This is a genomic window from Kitasatospora sp. NPDC058170, assembly GCF_042883905.1.
GTDB lineage: Bacteria > Actinomycetota > Actinomycetes > Streptomycetales > Streptomycetaceae > Kitasatospora.
This window is the reverse complement of the sequence record NZ_JBHVUV010000020.1, coordinates 11,511-26,786: the sequence shown is the minus strand read 5'-3', so window position 1 is coordinate 26,786 and position 15,276 is coordinate 11,511. Positions and strand designations below refer to the sequence as shown.

The window sequence follows — 15,276 nt, the reverse complement described above, 5'->3', positions numbered from 1 at the left end:
CACATCCGCGCGGCGGACCCGCCCGGGGTCTCAGTCCTGGGGCTCGGCCGGCTCGGACACCGGGGCCGCGTCCCGGAAGGCTGCGGCGCGGCGCAGCAGTGCGGCCAGCCGCCGGTCGACCAGGTCGGGGCGCTCCAGCATCACCAGGTGGCCGGCGTCCTCGACCAGCTCCAGCTCGGCGCCGGGCAGCCGTTCGGCGATCGCCGCGCTGTGGCCGGGCGGGGTGAGCAGGTCCTTCGTCCCGGCCAGCACCAGGGTGGGGATGCCGCTCAGGGTGGCCAGTGCCGCCGTCTTCTCGTGCGCGCCGAACACCGGGTAGAACTCGGCGACCACGTCGATCGGGGTGGCGTCCAGCAGCTGTTCGGCGAACCGGACGACGCCCGGGTCGACGTCCCGGCCGCCGAAGGAGAACTTCCGGTAGAAGACCGCGGCGAAGTCCGCCCCGAACCGCCGGGTCGCCTCCACCAGCTCGACCTGGCGGCCGAGCAGCTTCATCACTCCGGGCGCGGCGCGCTTGAAGAGCTTGGCGCCCAGGGCGGGCAGGCCGAGGGTGACGGCGTCCCAGTCGCCCGCCAGGGTGCCGATCAGCGCGACCCCGGCCACCCGCTCCCGGAACAGCTCCGGGTGCTGGTCGGCCAGTGCCATCACGGTCATGCCGCCCATCGAGTGGCCGACCAGCACGATCGGCCCCGTCGGCACGACGGCGTCGATCACGGCCTTGAGGTCCCCGCCGAGCTGGTCGATGCTCGCGGGTTCGCCGGCCAGGTAGGAGCGGGAGCGCTCGGAGCGGCCGTGGCTGCGCTGGTCCCAGAAGACCAGCCGCACGTCCTCGCGCAGCGCGGCGCGCTGGAAGTGCCAGCTGTCCTGGTTGAGGCAGTAGCCGTGGCAGAAGACGACGGTCAGCGGCTCCCGGCCGCGGGGGGCGTCCGCGCCGGGGCCCTGCCGGCTCCCGGCCCGGTCCAGCGGGCCCTCGGCGTCCGCGCCGGCCTCCTCGCCGCGGCGGCGGGCGAACCAGCCGCGCCGGCCGGCGGCGTCCTGCGGCGGCGCCGCGGGGGACGCCGGGGCGGGTGCGCCGGGCCAGGCGACGCCGTCCAGTTCGACGTAGAGCTCGGTGCCGTCCGGTGCGGGGACGACCCGCGGGCGTCCGCGCAGCGAGCCGTAGGGGGCCTCGGCGTCCAGCTCGGCGCGGGCCCGGCGGCGCATCGCCCGGCCGACGGTCAGCCGTTCGATCGCCACACCGGCGGCGGCGCCGGCCGCGACCACGCCGACCGAGATCCCGATCAGGCCCGCCCGGCTCACCCCGGACGCCGCCCCGGCCGCCTTGGCCACGGCGGCCACCGGGCCGGAGCCGGCGTCCTCGCTCATGCCGCCGGGCCTTCGGCGGCGCCGGCCGGGGCCTCGGCGACACCGCCGACGTAGGCGCGCGGCACCCGGGCACCGATCCTGGTCACGATCTCGTAGGAGATGGTGCCGCAGGCGCGGCCCCAGTCCTCGGCGGTGGGCTCGCCCTGCTCGCCGGCGCCGAACAGCAGCACCTCGTCGCCGACCTCCGGGGTGTCGCCACCGAGGTCCACCACGAACTGGTCCATCGCCACCCGGCCGGCCACCGTGCGCCACTTGCCCGCGATCTGCACCGGCCCGGTGCCGCTGGCGTGCCGGGGGATGCCGTCCGCGTAGCCGACCGGGACGAGGCCGAGGGTGGTCGGGCCGGGGGTGGTGTAGTGGTGGCCGTAGCTGACCCCGTGACCGCCGGGGACGTGCTTGACCAGCGCCAGGCGGGCCGTCAGGGACATCACCGGGCGCAGTCCGAAGTCGGCCGGGCCGCCCACCTCGGGGACGGGCGACAGGCCGTACATCGCCAGGCCGGAGCGGACCATGTCGAAGTGCGACTCCGGGAGCAGCAGCGTCGCCGGGGAGTTGGCGAGGTGGCGGACGTCCGGGCGCAGCCCGGCCGCCTCCGCGTGGGCGAGCGCCTCGCGGTAGGAGTCCAGCTGGGCCTGGATCGAGGGGTGGCCGGGCTCGTCCGCCGCGGCGAAGTGCGACCAGATGCCGACCACCCTGAGCAGGCCCTCGGCCTCGGCGCGGCGGAGGGCGTCGACCAGCTCGGGCCAGTCGTGCGGCTGGCAGCCGTTGCGGCCGAGGCCGGTGTCGGCCTTCAGGTGCACCCGGGCGGGGATGCCGGTCGCGCGGACGGCGGCCAGCAGCTCGTCGAGCGCCCACCGGCCGCTGACCGAGACGTCCACGTCCGCGCGCAGCGCCTCCCGCCAGGGGCCGCCGGGGGTCCAGAGCCAGCACAGGATGCGGGCCCGCTCGGGGCCGATGCCGGCGGCGCGCAGTGCCAGCGCCTCCTGCGGGAGCGCGGTGCCCAGCCAGCCGATCCCTGCGGCGACCGCCTCGCGGGCACACCGGACCGCGCCGTGGCCGTAGGCGTCCGCCTTGACCGTGGCCATCACCGCCGCCGGTCCGACCCGCTCACGCAGCGCGGCGAGGTTGCCGCGCAGGGCGGCCAGATCAATGGTCGCCTCGGCCCTTACGCCGTCGGTGAGGGTGGCCGAGCCGGTCGTCTTCGCAGTTGTCATCAGGGTCAGTCTCCCAGACGTCCCAGGGTCCTCGCCGAACGGCCTGTCGGCGCGGCGCCCCCACCCCCGCACCGCGCGCGCCCCGAACCGTCCGGCACCCCCATCCCGACGCGCGTGGAGCGCCGGCGGTTCCACCAGCGGTTTCCCCCCGGACTGCGCGGAACTACGCGGACCGGTCGGTCCGCTCCGCCCCGCCCGCCGCCGCGCGGACGTCCCGCCAGACCGCCGGCAGGGCGGCCGCCACCTCCATGGCCGTCACCGGGGCACCGCCCGTGTCCGCCGGGAGGGCCTCGGCGTGCGGTCCGCTCCGCGGGGCGGCGGCCGTGCGACCGGCCAGGCCGTGGAGGTACGCGGCGACGGAGGCGGCGTCCAGCGGGGGGAGTCCGGCCGCCAGCAGGGAGCCGGCCAGGCCCGCGAGGACGTCGCCGCTGCCCGCCGTGGCCAGCCAGGACGTCCCGGTGGGGTTGACCCGGACCGTCCCGCCGGGATCGGCGATCACGGTGGTCGACCCCTTCAGCAGCACCGTCGCCCGGTAGGCGCCCGCGAGCCGACGGGCCGTGGCCAACCGGCTCGCGGCCAGCTCGTCGGCGGCCGGCGGCGCACCCCCGTCCGCACCCGCCAGCAGCCTGGCCGCCTCGCCGGTGTGCGGGGTGAGCAGCGTGGGCGCCGTCCGCCCGGCCAGCGCCGAGGGTCCGAGCCGGGCCAGCTCGGTGAGCCCGTCGGCGTCCACCAGCACCGGCACGTCGCCCGCCAGCGCCTCCGCCAGCGCCTGCCGCGCCCCCTCCCCGCCGCCCGGTCCGACCACCCACGCCTGCACCCGCCCGGCCCCGGCCGGTCCGCCCTCGGTGACCAGCACCTCCGGGAACCGCCGCACCACCTCCTCGGCCGCCGTGCCCACGTACCGCACCGCGCCCGCCCCGCCCCGCAGCGCCCCCGCGACGGCCAGCAGCGCCGCCCCCGGGTACGTCGCCGACCCGGCCGCCACCCCGACGACGCCCCGCCGGTACTTGTCGCTCTCCGCCCCCGGCACCGGGAGCAGCGCCGCCGCATCGGCGTGCTGCAGCGCCTCCACCCCGCCCGCCGGGAGTTCCAGCCCGATCCCCACCAGCTGCACCACCCCCGCGTACGAGGCCCCGGGGTCGATCAGCAGCCCCGGCTTGTAGGTGCCGAAGCACACCGTGACGTCCGCCCGCAGCGCCGCCCCGGCCACCTCGCCGGTGTCGGCGTCCACCCCGCTCGGCACGTCGACGGCCACCACCACACCGCGCCGCGCCGCCCGCGCATAAGGCTGCGCCTGCGGCCGCAGACCGCCCCGGCCGCCGATGCCGACGATGCCGTCCAGCACCAGGTCCGCGCACGAGAAGTCGGCCAGGCCGACTTCCTGCTCCACCACCACCCGCCCGTGCGCCGCCCGCAGCGCCGCGAGGCCGCCCTCGTGGGCCCGGGGCGCGGCGAGCAGCACCGCCGTCACCCGCGCGCCCCGCCGGGCCAGGGCCGCACCGGCGTACAGGGCGTCACCGCCGTTGTCACCGCTGCCCGCCAGCACCACCACCCGGCTGCCGCGGACCCGGCCCCGGCGGCGCGTCAGCAGCCGGGCGCAGGTGGCGGCGAGGCCGACGGCGGCCCGCTGCATCAGGGTGCCCTCGGGCAGCCGGGCCATCAGTTCCGCCTCGGCGGCCCGGACCTGGTCGACGCGGTGCGCGCTGCGCATACGGAAAGCCCCTAACCCTCGGCGATGACTACCGCCGACGCTACGCCCGCACCCCGGCCGGGCGACACGTGGCACGATCCGACGCCCGCCCCGGCGCCGCCGCGAACCGGTCGATCCCCGCCACGTCGGTCCCGGCCCCGGCGATCACCTGCTGCTCCGCCACCGTTGCGGCACACTTTCGAGTGACAACCACTTCGATCCCCCACCGGTGTCGGTCCGTACGCCTACCGTGTCGCTCGCAGAAAAAGCACAGGCAGGAGCAGGGACCAGCAGGAGGGAGAAGGGCCATGGTCGCCATGCCGGCAGTCGAACGCCCCCTGGGCCGGGAAGACATCCTCCAGGCGTTCCTGGAGCTGGACACGCCTCCGGGCTTCAAGGCCGAACTCATCGAAGGGGAGATCGTCGTGACCCCACCGCCCGACGGTGACCACGAGGACGCGGTGGCCCGGTTCGGGCGCGCGGTCGCACGGCAGGCAGCGGAGGAGCTCTACGTCAGTGGGGGGAAGGGGCTGATCACCCCCAGGGGCCGCTTCGTCCCGGACGCCACCGTCGCCCCGGTGGGGCACTTCCGCGCCCAGGACTCCTGGTCGACTCCGGTCGGCGTCGCGCTCGTCCTCGAGGTGACGTCCACCAGCCCCGCGAAGGACCGCGAAACCAAGCGGCTGGGGTACGCCGAAGCCGGTGTTCCCTGCTATCTGTTGGTCGACCGCAGCGAGAACCGGGTGACGCTCTTCACCAAACCGAAGGACGGCGACTACGCCGTTCAGCACCGGGTCGCCTTCGGCAATCCGATCGACCTGCCCGCCCCGTTCTCCTTCACGCTCGACACGGCGCCCCTGCAGTAGGAAAGCGGCCACCGCAGGGACACCGTGCCGGGAGGGACCGCTACTCGACGGTGACCGACTTCGCCAGGTTGCGCGGCTGGTCGACCTCGTGGCCCTTGGCCGTGGCCAGCTCGCAGGCGAAGACCTGCAGCGGCACGGTGGAGACCAGCGGCTGCAGCAGGGTCGGCGTCACCGGGATGCGGATCAGGTGGTCCGCGTACGGGACGACCGCCTCGTCGCCCTCCTCCGCGATGACGATCGTGCGGGCGCCACGGGCCCGGATCTCCTGGATGTTGGAGACGATCTTGTCGTGCAGGATCGACCGGCCGCGCGGCGACGGAACGACCACCACGACCGGCAGCCCCTCCTCGATCAGCGCGATCGGGCCGTGCTTCAGCTCGCCCGCCGCGAAGCCCTCGGCGTGCATGTACGCCAGCTCCTTGAGCTTCAGGGCGCCCTCCAGGGCCACCGGGAAGCCGACGTGGCGGCCGAGGAACAGCACCGACTTGGCGTCGGCGAGCGAGCGGGCCAGCTCGCGCACCGGCTCCATGGTCTCCAGGACCTGCTCGACCTGCTTCGGCGCGTCGCCGAGCTCCTTGATGACCGCGGAGATCTCGTCGCCCCACTTGGTGCCGCGCACCTGGCCGAGGTACAGCGCCACCAGGTAGCAGGCCACCAGCTGGGTCAGGAACGCCTTGGTGGAGGCGACCGCGACCTCGGGCCCGGCGTGCGTGTACAGCACCGCGTCCGACTCGCGCGGGATGGTGGAGCCGTTGGTGTTGCAGATCGCCAGCACCTTGGCGCCCTGCTCGCGGGCGTGCCGCAGCGCCATCAGGGTGTCCATGGTCTCGCCGGACTGCGAGATCGCGATGACCAGCGTGCCCGGGCCCATGATCGGGTCGCGGTAGCGGAACTCCGAGGCCACCTCGACCTCGCAGGGGATGCGGGTCCAGTGCTCGATCGCGTACTTGGCGATCATGCCGGCGTGGAAGGCCGTGCCGCAGGCGACGATGACGACCTTGTCGACGGAGCGCAGGTCGGCGTCGGAGATCCGCAGCTCGTCGAGGGTGAGCCGGCCGTCGGTGCCGATCCGGCCGAGGAGGGTGTCGGCGACGGCCTTCGGCTGCTCGGCGATCTCCTTGAGCATGAAGTAGTCGTAGCCGCCCTTCTCGGCGGCCGAGGCGTCCCAGTCGACGTGGTACTCGCGCACGTCCGCCGGGGTGCCGTCGAAGTTGGTCACCGTGACGCCCTCGCGGCGCAGCTCGACGACCTGGTCCTGGCCCAGCTCGATCGCCTCGCGGGTGTGCGCGATGAACGCGGCCACGTCCGAGGCGAGGAAGTTCTCGCCCTCGCCGCGCCCGACCACCAGCGGCGAGTTGCGGCGCGCGCCGACCACCACGTCCGGCGCGTCGGCGTGCACGGCGACGAGGGTGAAGGCGCCGTCCAGCCGGCGGCAGACCACCCGCATGGCCTCCGCCAGGTCGCCCTCGTACACCTCGGCCAGCAGGTGCGCGACGACCTCGGTGTCGGTCTCCGAGCGCAGCGTGCAGCCGCGCTCGGTCAGCTCCGCCCGCAGCTGGGCGAAGTTCTCGATGATCCCGTTGTGGACCACGGCCACCCGGACGGCGTCGTCCAGGTGGGGGTGGGCGTTGGCGTCCGTCGGGCCGCCGTGGGTGGCCCAGCGGGTGTGCCCGATGCCGGTGGTGCTGCCGGGAAGAGGGGTCTCGGCGAGCGACTTCTCCAGGTTGGCGAGCTTGCCGGCCCGCTTGTCGGTGGCCAGGCTCCACTGCCCGTCGGAGCCCTGCACCTGCAGCGCGACACCGGCGGAGTCGTAGCCCCGGTACTCGAGTCGCTGCAGGCCTGCGATTACTACATCAAGAGCGGGCTGCGAGCCCACGTATCCAACAATTCCGCACATGCGTGCCAGCATAAGGGCGGTTCCGGCGCCCTATTCGCGCCGTTCGTCTCCACCTGGTGCCACCGCGCGTGACAGACACCACAACCGCCGTGAACGCCGCTACGGCCCACAATGGAGCATGTGCTGACCGAACTCTGTACGCGGGGCGCCGCCACGCCCGGCCCGTCCCCGTCGCCCTACGTGGACCTCAGCCGGGCCGAGTGGAGCGCGCTGCGCGAGCGTACGCCGCTGCCGCTGACCGCGGAGGAGGTGGAACGGCTGCGCGGCCTCGGTACCGCCCTCGACCTGGACGAGGTCCGCGACGTCTACCTGCCGCTGTCCCGGCTGCTCAACCTCTACATCCACGCCACCCATGAACTGCGTGGCGCCGTGGGCACCTTCCTGGACACCCCCGACACCGAGCGGACCCGGACCCCCTTCGTCATCGGGGTGGCCGGGTCCGTCGCGGTCGGCAAGTCCACCACGGCCCGTCTGCTGCAGGCGCTGCTGGCCCGCTGGCCCGAGCACCCCCGGGTCGAGCTGGTCACCACGGACGGCTTCCTGCTGCCCAACGCCGAGCTGCGCCGCCGCGGGCTGATGGCCCGCAAGGGCTTCCCGGAGTCCTACGACCGCCGGGCGCTGATGCGCTTCGTCGCGGACGTGAAGGCCGGCAAGGACCGGGTCACCGCGCCGGTGTACTCGCACCTGGTGTACGACATCGTGTCCGGGGAGCGGCTCACCGTGGAGCGCCCGGACATCCTGATCGTCGAGGGGCTGAACGTGCTCCAGCCGGCCCTGCCCGGCACCGACGGCCGGACCCGCCTGGCGGTGGCCGACTACTTCGACTTCTCGATCTACGTCGACGCCCGCACGGACGACATCGAGAACTGGTACCTGGACCGGTTCCGCAAGCTGCGGCAGACCGCCTTCCAGGACCCGAACTCCTACTTCCGCCGCTTCACCGAGGTCCCGGAGGAGGAGGCGATGGAGTACGGCCGCCAGGTCTGGCGCACCATCAACAAGCCCAACCTGCTGGAGAACGTGCTGCCCACCCGCGGCCGGGCCACCCTGATCCTGCAGAAGGGCCAGGACCACAAGGTCCGCCGCGCGCTGCTGCGCAAGCTCTGATCCCGCCCGCACGCGACAGGGCCCCCGCCGTACGCAACGGCGGGGGCCCTGCCGGTCGGGCGGGGGGTCAGCCCAGGTGCGTCCGGACCGCCTCGGCCAGCCGCTCGGCGACGGCCTTCGCCTGCACCTGGTCGGCGGCCTCGACCATCACCCGGACCAGCGGCTCGGTGCCCGAGGGGCGCAGCAGCACCCGGCCGGTGGCACCCAGCTCGGCCTCGGCCTCGGCGACGGCCGCGGCCAGCTCGACGCTGCTGTGCACCCGGCTCTTGTCGACGTCCTTGACGTTGATCAGCAGCTGCGGCAGCCGGGTCATCACGGCGGCCAGGTCGGCCAGCGGCTGCTTGGTGGCGGCCAGCCGCGCGCCCAGCATCAGGCCGGTCAGCGTGCCGTCGCCGGTGGTGGCGTGGTCCAGCAGGATGACGTGGCCGGACTGCTCGCCGCCCAGCGCGAAGCCCTGCTCCTTCATCGCCTCCAGCACGTAGCGGTCGCCGACCGCCGTCTGCACCAGCTCCACGCCCTCGCGCTCCATCGCCAGCTTGAAGCCCAGGTTGGACATCACGGTGGCGACCGCGGTGTTGCGGCGCAGCGTGCCGGCCTCCTTCATGGCGACGGCCAGGATCGCGATGATCTGGTCGCCGTCCACCTCGTTGCCGTCCGCGTCGGCGGCCAGGCAGCGGTCGGCGTCGCCGTCGAGCGCGATGCCGAGGTCGGCCCGGTACTCCTGCATCGCGACGCGCAGCCGGTCCAGGTGGGTGGAGCCGACGCCGTCGTTGATGTTGAGGCCGGTGGGCTCCGCCCCCAGGGTGTGGACGACCTCGGCGCCGGCCCGGGCGAAGGCCTCGGGGGCGACGTAGGCGGCCGCCCCGTGCGCGCCGTCGATGACGACCCGGATGCCGTCCAGGCGGTTGGGCAGCACGCCGATCAGGTGGGCGACGTACTTGTCGAAGCCCTCGGTGTACTCGCGGACCCGGCCGACGTCGGCGCCGGTCGGGCGCTTCCACTCCGAGCTGCCGACGGAGTACGTCCGGTAGTGCGCCTCGATGGCGTCCTCGATCCGGTCGTCCAGCTTGTGGCCGCCCCGGGCGAGGAACTTGATGCCGTTGTCCGGCATGGCGTTGTGGCTGGCGGAGAGCATCACGCCGAAGTCGGCGCCGAGCGCGCCGGTGAGGTAGGCCACCGCCGGGGTGGGCAGCACGCCGACCCGCAGTACGTCGACGCCCGCACTGGCCAGGCCCGCGATGACCGCGGCCTCCAGGAACTCGCCCGAGGCGCGCGGGTCGCGGCCGACCACCGCGACCGGCCGGTGGCCGTCGAAGGCCCCCGCCTCGCCGAGCACGTGCGCCGCCGCGACCGACAGGCCGAGCGCCAGCTCCGCCGTCAGGGTCTGGTTGGCCACACCGCGTACGCCGTCCGTACCGAAGAGTCGTCCCACTGTCCCGTCCTCCATCACCGCTGCTGGCACCGAGCCCGGCAGTAATCCCGGCAGTAAATCCGATCAAATCCCCGGCCGCCGCACAACGGGCGGGGAGCACAACGCCCCGGAGTACACGGGGTACTCCGGGGCGTGAGAGCGCATCCAGGGGTGTGCACCACCAGGGCGGTACGCACCCCTGGGGCGCAATTAGCGCTTGCTGTACTGCGGCGCCTTGCGGGCCTTCTTGAGACCGGCCTTCTTGCGCTCGACGGCGCGGGCGTCACGCATCAGGAAGCCGGCCTTCTTGAGGGCGGCGCGGTTGTTGTCCACGTCGGCCTCGTTCAGGGCGCGGGCCACGCCGAGGCGCAGCGCGTAGGCCTGACCGGACACGCCGCCACCCGAGATGCGGGCGACAACGTCGTAGCGGCCGTCGAGCTCGAGCAGCTTGAACGGCTCGTTGACGGTCTGCTGGTGCACCTTGTTGGGGAAGTAGTTCTCCAGGGTGCGACCGTTGATCTTCCAGACGCCGGTGCCGGGGACGATCCGCACGCGGGCGATCGCCTCCTTGCGGCGGCCGAGGCCGGCGCCCGGGGTGGCCTCGCCGAAGCGACCGGCCAGCGACTCGGAGGTGTAGCTCTCCTCGGAGGTGTACTCGCCCTCGACGACGGTGTCGTCGAACTCGACCTCAAGGGTTTCAGTGGTCTCGGCCACGGTGTTCCTCAGCTCTTTTCAGTGTTGGGGGGCTCGGTGGCCGAATTACTGCGCGACCTGGGTGATCTCGAACGGCACCGGCTGCTGGGCAGCGTGCGGGTGCTGGTCGCCCGAGTAGACCTTCAGCTTCGAGAGCATCTGGCGGCCCAGGCTGTTCTTGGGAACCATGCCCTTGATGGCCTTCTCGACGGCCTTCTCCGGGTTCTTGTCCAGGAGGTCGTCGTAACGCACCGAGCGGAGACCACCCGGGAAACCGCTGTGGCGGTAGGCCAGCTTCTGGGTCTTCTTGTTACCCGACAGGTGCACCTTGTCCGCGTTGATGATGATGACGAAGTCACCAGTGTCAACGTGCGGCGCGTAGATCGCCTTGTGCTTACCCCGGAGGAGGTTGGCGGCCTGGGAGGCCAGGCGGCCGAGCACGACGTCGGTCGCGTCGATGACGTGCCACTGACGCTGGACGTCGCCGGGCTTGGGGCTGTACGTACGCACGGTCGTAGCCTTCGCTTTTCAGTGAGTGAGTCCTGACAGGAGCACCTGGACGAGGGATCAGCCTGGCCCACCTTGGACGCAATTCAAGGGTGGCCGCCGGTCGTCGGCTAGGTGTCTCCGGCGTACCGACCTCTCACGTGAGATGGAGCGAGCCAATACGCACAACAAGCGACCAGCCTACCGGGCAGGCCGACGAGGGTCAAAATCCTCAGCGATCGCGCTCCACGCGGCTGACGTCCCAGACCGGCTCCGGGGCCTCGTAGACCCGTCCGTCCGAGCCGAACACCAGGAAGCGGTCGAAGGTCTTGGCGAACCAGCGGTCGTGCGTCACGCAGAGCACCGTGCCGTCGAAGGCCTCCAGCCCGGCCTGCAGCGCCTCGGCGCTCTCCAGGTCCAGGTTGTCGGTCGGCTCGTCGAGCAGCAGGGCCGTCACGCCGGAGAGTTCGAGCTTGAGGATCATCAGCCGGGCCTGCTGCCCGCCGGACAGCGACTCGAACTTCTGCTCCTCCTGGCGGTCCAGCTCGTACCGGCGCAGCGCGCCCATCGCGGCGCCGCGGCTGAGCGCGTGCTCCTCCTCGACGATCGAGCGCACCGTCCGCCCGAACAGCTCCGGGTGGGCGTGGGTCTGCCGGAAGTGGCCGGGCACCACCCGGGCGCCGAGCTTCCAGCTGCCGGTGTGGGCGACCGTGGTGTCCCCCGCCAGCAGCCGCAGGAAGTGCGACTTGCCGGAGCCGTTGGAGCCGAGCACGCCGATCCGCTCGCCGTAGAAGACCTCCAGGTCGAAGGGCTTCATCAGCCCGGTGAGCTCCAGCTGCTCCATGGTGAACGAGCGCATGCCGGTGCGCCCGCCCTTGAGCCGCATGGTGATGCTCTGCTCGCGCGGGGGCTCCTCCGGGCGGCCGGCCTCCTCGAACTTCTTCAGCCTGGTCTGCGCGGCGGCGTAGCGGGTGGCGAGCGCGTGGCTGATGGAGGCCGCCTGGCGCAGGTTGACCACCAGCTTCTTGAGCTTGGCGTGCTCCTCGTCCCAGCGCCGGCCGAGCTCCTCGAAGCGCGCGAAGCGGTCCTTGCGGGCCTCGTGGAAGGAGTCGAAGCCGCCGCCGTGCACCCAGACGCTGCTGCCGGCCGCGCCGGACTCGACGCTGATGATCTTCTCGGCCGTCCGGGAGAGCAGCTCGCGGTCGTGGGAGATGTACAGCACCGTCTTGGAGCTGGCCTTGATCGCCTCCTCCAGCCAGCGCTTGCCCGGGACGTCCAGGTAGTTGTCCGGCTCGTCCAGCAGCAGCACCTCCTCGGGGCCGCGCAGCAGCGCCTCCAGCACGAGGCGCTTCTGCTCGCCGCCGGAGAGCGTGTTCAGACCGCGCCACTGGGCCTTGTCGAAGGGCATCCCGAGGGCCGCCGTCGTGCAGACGTCCCAGTCGGTCTCGTAGTCGTAGCCGCCGACGTCCGCCCAGTCGGAGAGCGCCTGGGCGTAGGCCATCTGCGTCTTCTCGTCGTCCTGGGCGATCATCGCCAGCTCGGCGGCGTCCACCGCGCGGGCCGCGACGGCGATCCGCTCGGGGGCGACCGAGACCAGCAGGTCGCGGACGGAGGCGTCGGCGGCGAGCGCGCCGGGCGTCTCGCGCTGGTCCTCGCGGCCGGTGGTGCCGACGAACTGACGCATCACGCCGAGGCCGCCGCTGATCGTCACCGTGCCGCCGTGCGGCTGGATGTCGCCCGCGATCATACGCAGCAGCGTGGTCTTGCCGGCCCCGTTGGCGCCCACCAGGGCGACCGCGGAGCCCTCGCCGACCCGGAAGGACGCGTCGTCGAAAAGCACCCGCCCGTCCGGCAGGTAGTACTCAAGGTGCGAAATCTCGACGTGTCCCATACGTCGGATTTTGCTACGTACAGGCCGACGGACCCAAATGCATTTCGGTCCGCCGGCCATGGGGTCCGTCTTCAAGCTCCCGTCGTTCGCCCGGAGGGCGGGCTCGGCGGCGTTCGGGTGCGTGCATCGCAAGGCGGAGGAGGGAGCCACTGCGGTGGGGGCACCTCCCGGCCGGAGGCTGGGGGCCATTGGCGACTGACGACAACGCGGCGAGGTGCGTGCCCGGGCGCCGCCAAGCAGGCGGGAGCTTGAAGACGGACCCCAGGCTCAGCTGTCGGACTGCCCGTGGACGAAGCCCGCGAGCCGGTCCAGGCCCTCCTCGATCTCCTGCGGCTGCAGGTGGCTGAACGAGAGCCGGATCACCCGGCGCGGCTCGGGGTCGGCGTAGAAGTGGTGCAGCGGCGTCCACAGCACCCGGTGCTGCTGCGCGCTGGACTCGAGCAGCGCGTCGTCGGCGGTGAAGGGCACGGTGAGCAGCACGAAGAAGCCGCCCGACGGGGTGTTCCAGGAGACGCCGGGGGCCTTCCCCCCGCCGAACCGCCGCTCCAGCCCGTCCAGCACCTGGCGGAGGTTGCTCCGGTAGGTCCCGATCTCACGGGCGTTGGCGGCCCGCAGGCTGCACCCGTGCTCCAGCAGCTTCCCGGCGATGACGGCCTGGGCGATCGGCGAGGTGTTCACCGTCACCATGCTCTTGATCTTGGCGAGCTGGTCCGCGAGGGTCTCCGGGCCGCCGGACCCGCCCACCACGCGCTGGTCCGCGACCACGTAGCCGACCCGGGCCCCGGGGATCCCGGTCTTCGCGAACGACCCCAGGTAGACCACCCGCGCGGCCTCGTCGAGCGACTTGATCGTCGGCGGCCCGTCCGGGTCGCCGAGCAGGCCGTAGGGGTTGTCCTCCAGGATCAGGAAGTCGTGCTCCTCGGCGAGGCGCAGCAGCCGGCGGCGGGCTTCCAGGGTCAGCCTGACCCCGCTCGGGTTGGCGAAGTCGGGGACGACGTAGCAGGCGCGCGGGGTCAGCCCGTCCGCCTTGGCGCGCTGCACGACCTCGACCAGCCGGTCGAGGTCGATGCCCTCCGCGGTCTCCTCGACCGGCAGCACCGGCATGTCGACCAGCTGGGCCGCCCCGTGCATCCCGACGTAGGCGGGCACCACCGACAGCAGCACGTCGGTGTCGCTGCGGCGCAGCGCACGCAGCGTCAGGTACAGGGCCTCCTGGCAGCCGACCGTGACCACGATCGACTCCGGGTCCGCCGTGATGCCCTCGTCCACGCCCAGGTGCCGGGCGATCAGCTCGTGGATGATCCCCTTGGTGCGCCCGTACTGCATGACCGTCCGGCTCACCGCGGCCTCGTCGCCGCCCAGGCGCTCCCGCAGGTAGCCGCGGTAGGTCTCCAGGTGGCGGTGGATGTCGTCGAGGTCGAAGAAGCCCTCGTACGGGCGCCCGGCCGCGAAGGAGATCGCGTCCGGATAGCGCTGCGCCACCTCGTTGAGGAAGTTCATGGACTCGCTGACGGGCGACCCCAGGGACTCGTGGAGGGTCCCGAGGGCGAGCTCCACCGCTTGGCTGTTCATCGTGCTGAACCACTTTCCCTGTCGTAGTCGGCCCGGACGGTGCGCAGCAGCCGGGCGGCGGCCACCGAGTCGCAGCCGGCCAGGCCCAGCGCGTCGCGGATCTCCTCGGCGAGGATCCGCAGGACGGTGTCGGCGCCGGCCTCGCCGCCGACCGCCAGCCCCCAGAGCAGCGGGCGGCCCAGCAGGACGCCCGACGCGCCGAGGGCCACGGCCTTCAGGACGTCCGTGCCGGTGCGGACCCCGCTGTCGAAGAGGACCTCGACGCGGTCGCCGACAGCCTCCCGCACCTCGGGGAGCATCGTGCTGGCCGGGACGGCGCCGTCCAGCTGGCGCCCCCCGTGGTTGGAGACCACCAGCGCGTCGACGCCGTGGTCGGCGGCGATCCGGGCGTCCTGCGGATCGAGGACGCCCTTGAGGATCAGCGGCAGGCGGGTGCGGGCCCGCAGGCGCTCCACGTGCTCCCAGGTGAGCGCCTCGGTCATGGCCACGCTGGTGTGGGCGGCCACCGCGGAGGCACCGCGGCGCGCCGTGTGCGCCTCGGAGCCGGTACCGGCCGGGAGGTTGGCCGCGGTGACGTCCGCGGGCAGGCTGAACCGGTTGCGGATGTCGCGCAGCCGCCGTCCCATCCACGGGACGTCGACGGTCAGCATCAGGGCCTCGCAGCCGGCGTCCTCGGCCCGCGCGACCAGGTCGAACAGCCGGGCCTCGTCGCGCAGCCAGTAGAGCTGGAACCAGCTGCGGCCGGCCGCGGCGGCGACCTCCTCCAGCGGGTAGCTGCTCAGCGTCCCGATGGTGAACGGCACTCCGGCGCGGCGGGCCGCGCGGGCCGTGGCCAGCTCGCCCTCGGGGTGGAGCAGCCGGTGGTACGCCACCGGAGCCACCGCCAGCGGCATCGCCGCGTCGCGTCCGAGCAGGGTCGTCCCGGCGGTGCAGCCGGACACGTCCCGCAGGATGCGGGGTACCAGGTGGACGGCGTCCAGCGCGGAGCGGTTGGCCGCCAGCGTGAGCTCGCGGCCGCTGCCCCCGGCGACGAAGTCCCAGACGTCCTTCGGCACCGTCGCGAAGGCGGCGCGCTCGACGTCCG

Annotated in this window: 12 protein-coding genes; 2 read left to right on the top strand and 10 right to left on the bottom strand. The window is 73.3% G+C overall.

The annotated features are described in order from the left end of the window. Positions 1-30: 30 nt before the first annotated feature. From ACFVVX_RS22655 to ACFVVX_RS22645, 3 genes are all read right to left on the bottom strand, one after another. Complete coding sequence (locus ACFVVX_RS22655; RefSeq protein WP_387948307.1) at positions 31-1,365, bottom strand: alpha/beta fold hydrolase; 1,335 nt, start codon at positions 1,363-1,365, stop codon at positions 31-33. Next, the gene (gene alr, locus ACFVVX_RS22650; protein ID WP_387948305.1) at positions 1,362-2,579 is read right to left on the bottom strand and encodes an alanine racemase; all 1,218 of its coding nucleotides are present in this window, start codon (positions 2,577-2,579) and stop codon (positions 1,362-1,364) included. Before alr ends, ACFVVX_RS22655 begins: the two co-directional genes overlap by 4 nt. Before the next feature lie 163 nt (positions 2,580-2,742). Beyond that, positions 2,743-4,290: an NAD(P)H-hydrate dehydratase gene (locus ACFVVX_RS22645; protein ID WP_387948303.1), complete on the bottom strand. Its 1,548-nt coding sequence runs from the start codon at positions 4,288-4,290 to the stop codon at positions 2,743-2,745. A 287-nt stretch (positions 4,291-4,577) separates the two neighbouring features. Here ACFVVX_RS22645 and ACFVVX_RS22640 point away from each other — a divergent pair, with 287 nt between their 5' ends. Then, complete coding sequence (locus ACFVVX_RS22640; RefSeq protein ID WP_387948301.1) at positions 4,578-5,135, top strand: Uma2 family endonuclease; 558 nt, start codon at positions 4,578-4,580, stop codon at positions 5,133-5,135. 40 nt (positions 5,136-5,175) lie between these two features. Here ACFVVX_RS22640 and glmS read toward each other — a convergent pair whose 3' ends face one another. Further along, on the bottom strand, positions 5,176-7,032 hold the full coding sequence (gene glmS / locus ACFVVX_RS22635) for a glutamine--fructose-6-phosphate transaminase (isomerizing) (RefSeq protein ID WP_387948299.1): 1,857 nt from the start codon (positions 7,030-7,032) through the stop codon (positions 5,176-5,178). A 111-nt stretch (positions 7,033-7,143) separates the two neighbouring features. On the opposite strand from glmS, the gene coaA reads away from it, so the two are divergent. Further along, a complete protein-coding gene (gene coaA, locus ACFVVX_RS22630) occupies positions 7,144-8,139 on the top strand; it encodes a type I pantothenate kinase (protein WP_387948297.1) in 996 nt (331 codons plus the stop codon). 67 nt (positions 8,140-8,206) lie between these two features. Here the strand turns inward: coaA and glmM are convergent, their stop codons facing one another. From glmM to ACFVVX_RS22600, 6 genes are all read right to left on the bottom strand, one after another. Further along, complete coding sequence (glmM, locus tag ACFVVX_RS22625) at positions 8,207-9,571, bottom strand: phosphoglucosamine mutase (protein ID WP_387948295.1); 1,365 nt, start codon at positions 9,569-9,571, stop codon at positions 8,207-8,209. Between the two features lie 189 nt (positions 9,572-9,760). Next, the gene (gene rpsI, locus ACFVVX_RS22620) at positions 9,761-10,264 is read right to left on the bottom strand and encodes a 30S ribosomal protein S9 (protein WP_387948293.1); all 504 of its coding nucleotides are present in this window, start codon (positions 10,262-10,264) and stop codon (positions 9,761-9,763) included. 45 nt (positions 10,265-10,309) lie between these two features. Continuing rightward, complete coding sequence (rplM, locus tag ACFVVX_RS22615; protein ID WP_363605520.1) at positions 10,310-10,753, bottom strand: 50S ribosomal protein L13; 444 nt, start codon at positions 10,751-10,753, stop codon at positions 10,310-10,312. Positions 10,754-10,961: 208 nt separating this feature from the next. Further along, positions 10,962-12,620, bottom strand: a complete 1,659-nt coding sequence (locus tag ACFVVX_RS22610; RefSeq protein ID WP_387948290.1) for an ABC-F family ATP-binding cassette domain-containing protein — start codon at positions 12,618-12,620, stop codon at positions 10,962-10,964. A 267-nt stretch (positions 12,621-12,887) separates the two neighbouring features. Further along, a complete protein-coding gene (locus ACFVVX_RS22605; protein ID WP_387948288.1) occupies positions 12,888-14,192 on the bottom strand; it encodes a PLP-dependent aminotransferase family protein in 1,305 nt (434 codons plus the stop codon). Continuing rightward, on the bottom strand, positions 14,189-15,247 hold the full coding sequence (locus ACFVVX_RS22600) for an alpha-hydroxy acid oxidase (protein ID WP_387948525.1): 1,059 nt from the start codon (positions 15,245-15,247) through the stop codon (positions 14,189-14,191). Before ACFVVX_RS22600 ends, ACFVVX_RS22605 begins: the two co-directional genes overlap by 4 nt. Between the last annotated feature and the right edge of the window lie 29 nt (positions 15,248-15,276).

What these genes read in the sequence shown, in the direction of transcription:
- ACFVVX_RS22605 (WP_387948288.1), bottom strand. Translation starts at nt 14,192, where the DNA reads ATGAACAGCCAAGCGGTGGAGCTCGCCCTCGGGACCCTCCACGAGTCC.
- glmS (WP_387948299.1), bottom strand. Translation starts at nt 7,032, where the DNA reads ATGTGCGGAATTGTTGGATACGTGGGCTCGCAGCCCGCTCTTGATGTA.
- ACFVVX_RS22610 (WP_387948290.1), bottom strand. Translation starts at nt 12,620, where the DNA reads ATGGGACACGTCGAGATTTCGCACCTTGAGTACTACCTGCCGGACGGG.
- ACFVVX_RS22645 (WP_387948303.1), bottom strand. Translation starts at nt 4,290, where the DNA reads ATGCGCAGCGCGCACCGCGTCGACCAGGTCCGGGCCGCCGAGGCGGAA.
- ACFVVX_RS22640 (WP_387948301.1), top strand. Translation starts at nt 4,578, where the DNA reads ATGGTCGCCATGCCGGCAGTCGAACGCCCCCTGGGCCGGGAAGACATC.
- coaA (WP_387948297.1), top strand. Translation starts at nt 7,144, where the DNA reads ATGGAGCATGTGCTGACCGAACTCTGTACGCGGGGCGCCGCCACGCCC.
- ACFVVX_RS22655 (WP_387948307.1), bottom strand. Translation starts at nt 1,365, where the DNA reads ATGAGCGAGGACGCCGGCTCCGGCCCGGTGGCCGCCGTGGCCAAGGCG.
- alr (WP_387948305.1), bottom strand. Translation starts at nt 2,579, where the DNA reads ATGACAACTGCGAAGACGACCGGCTCGGCCACCCTCACCGACGGCGTA.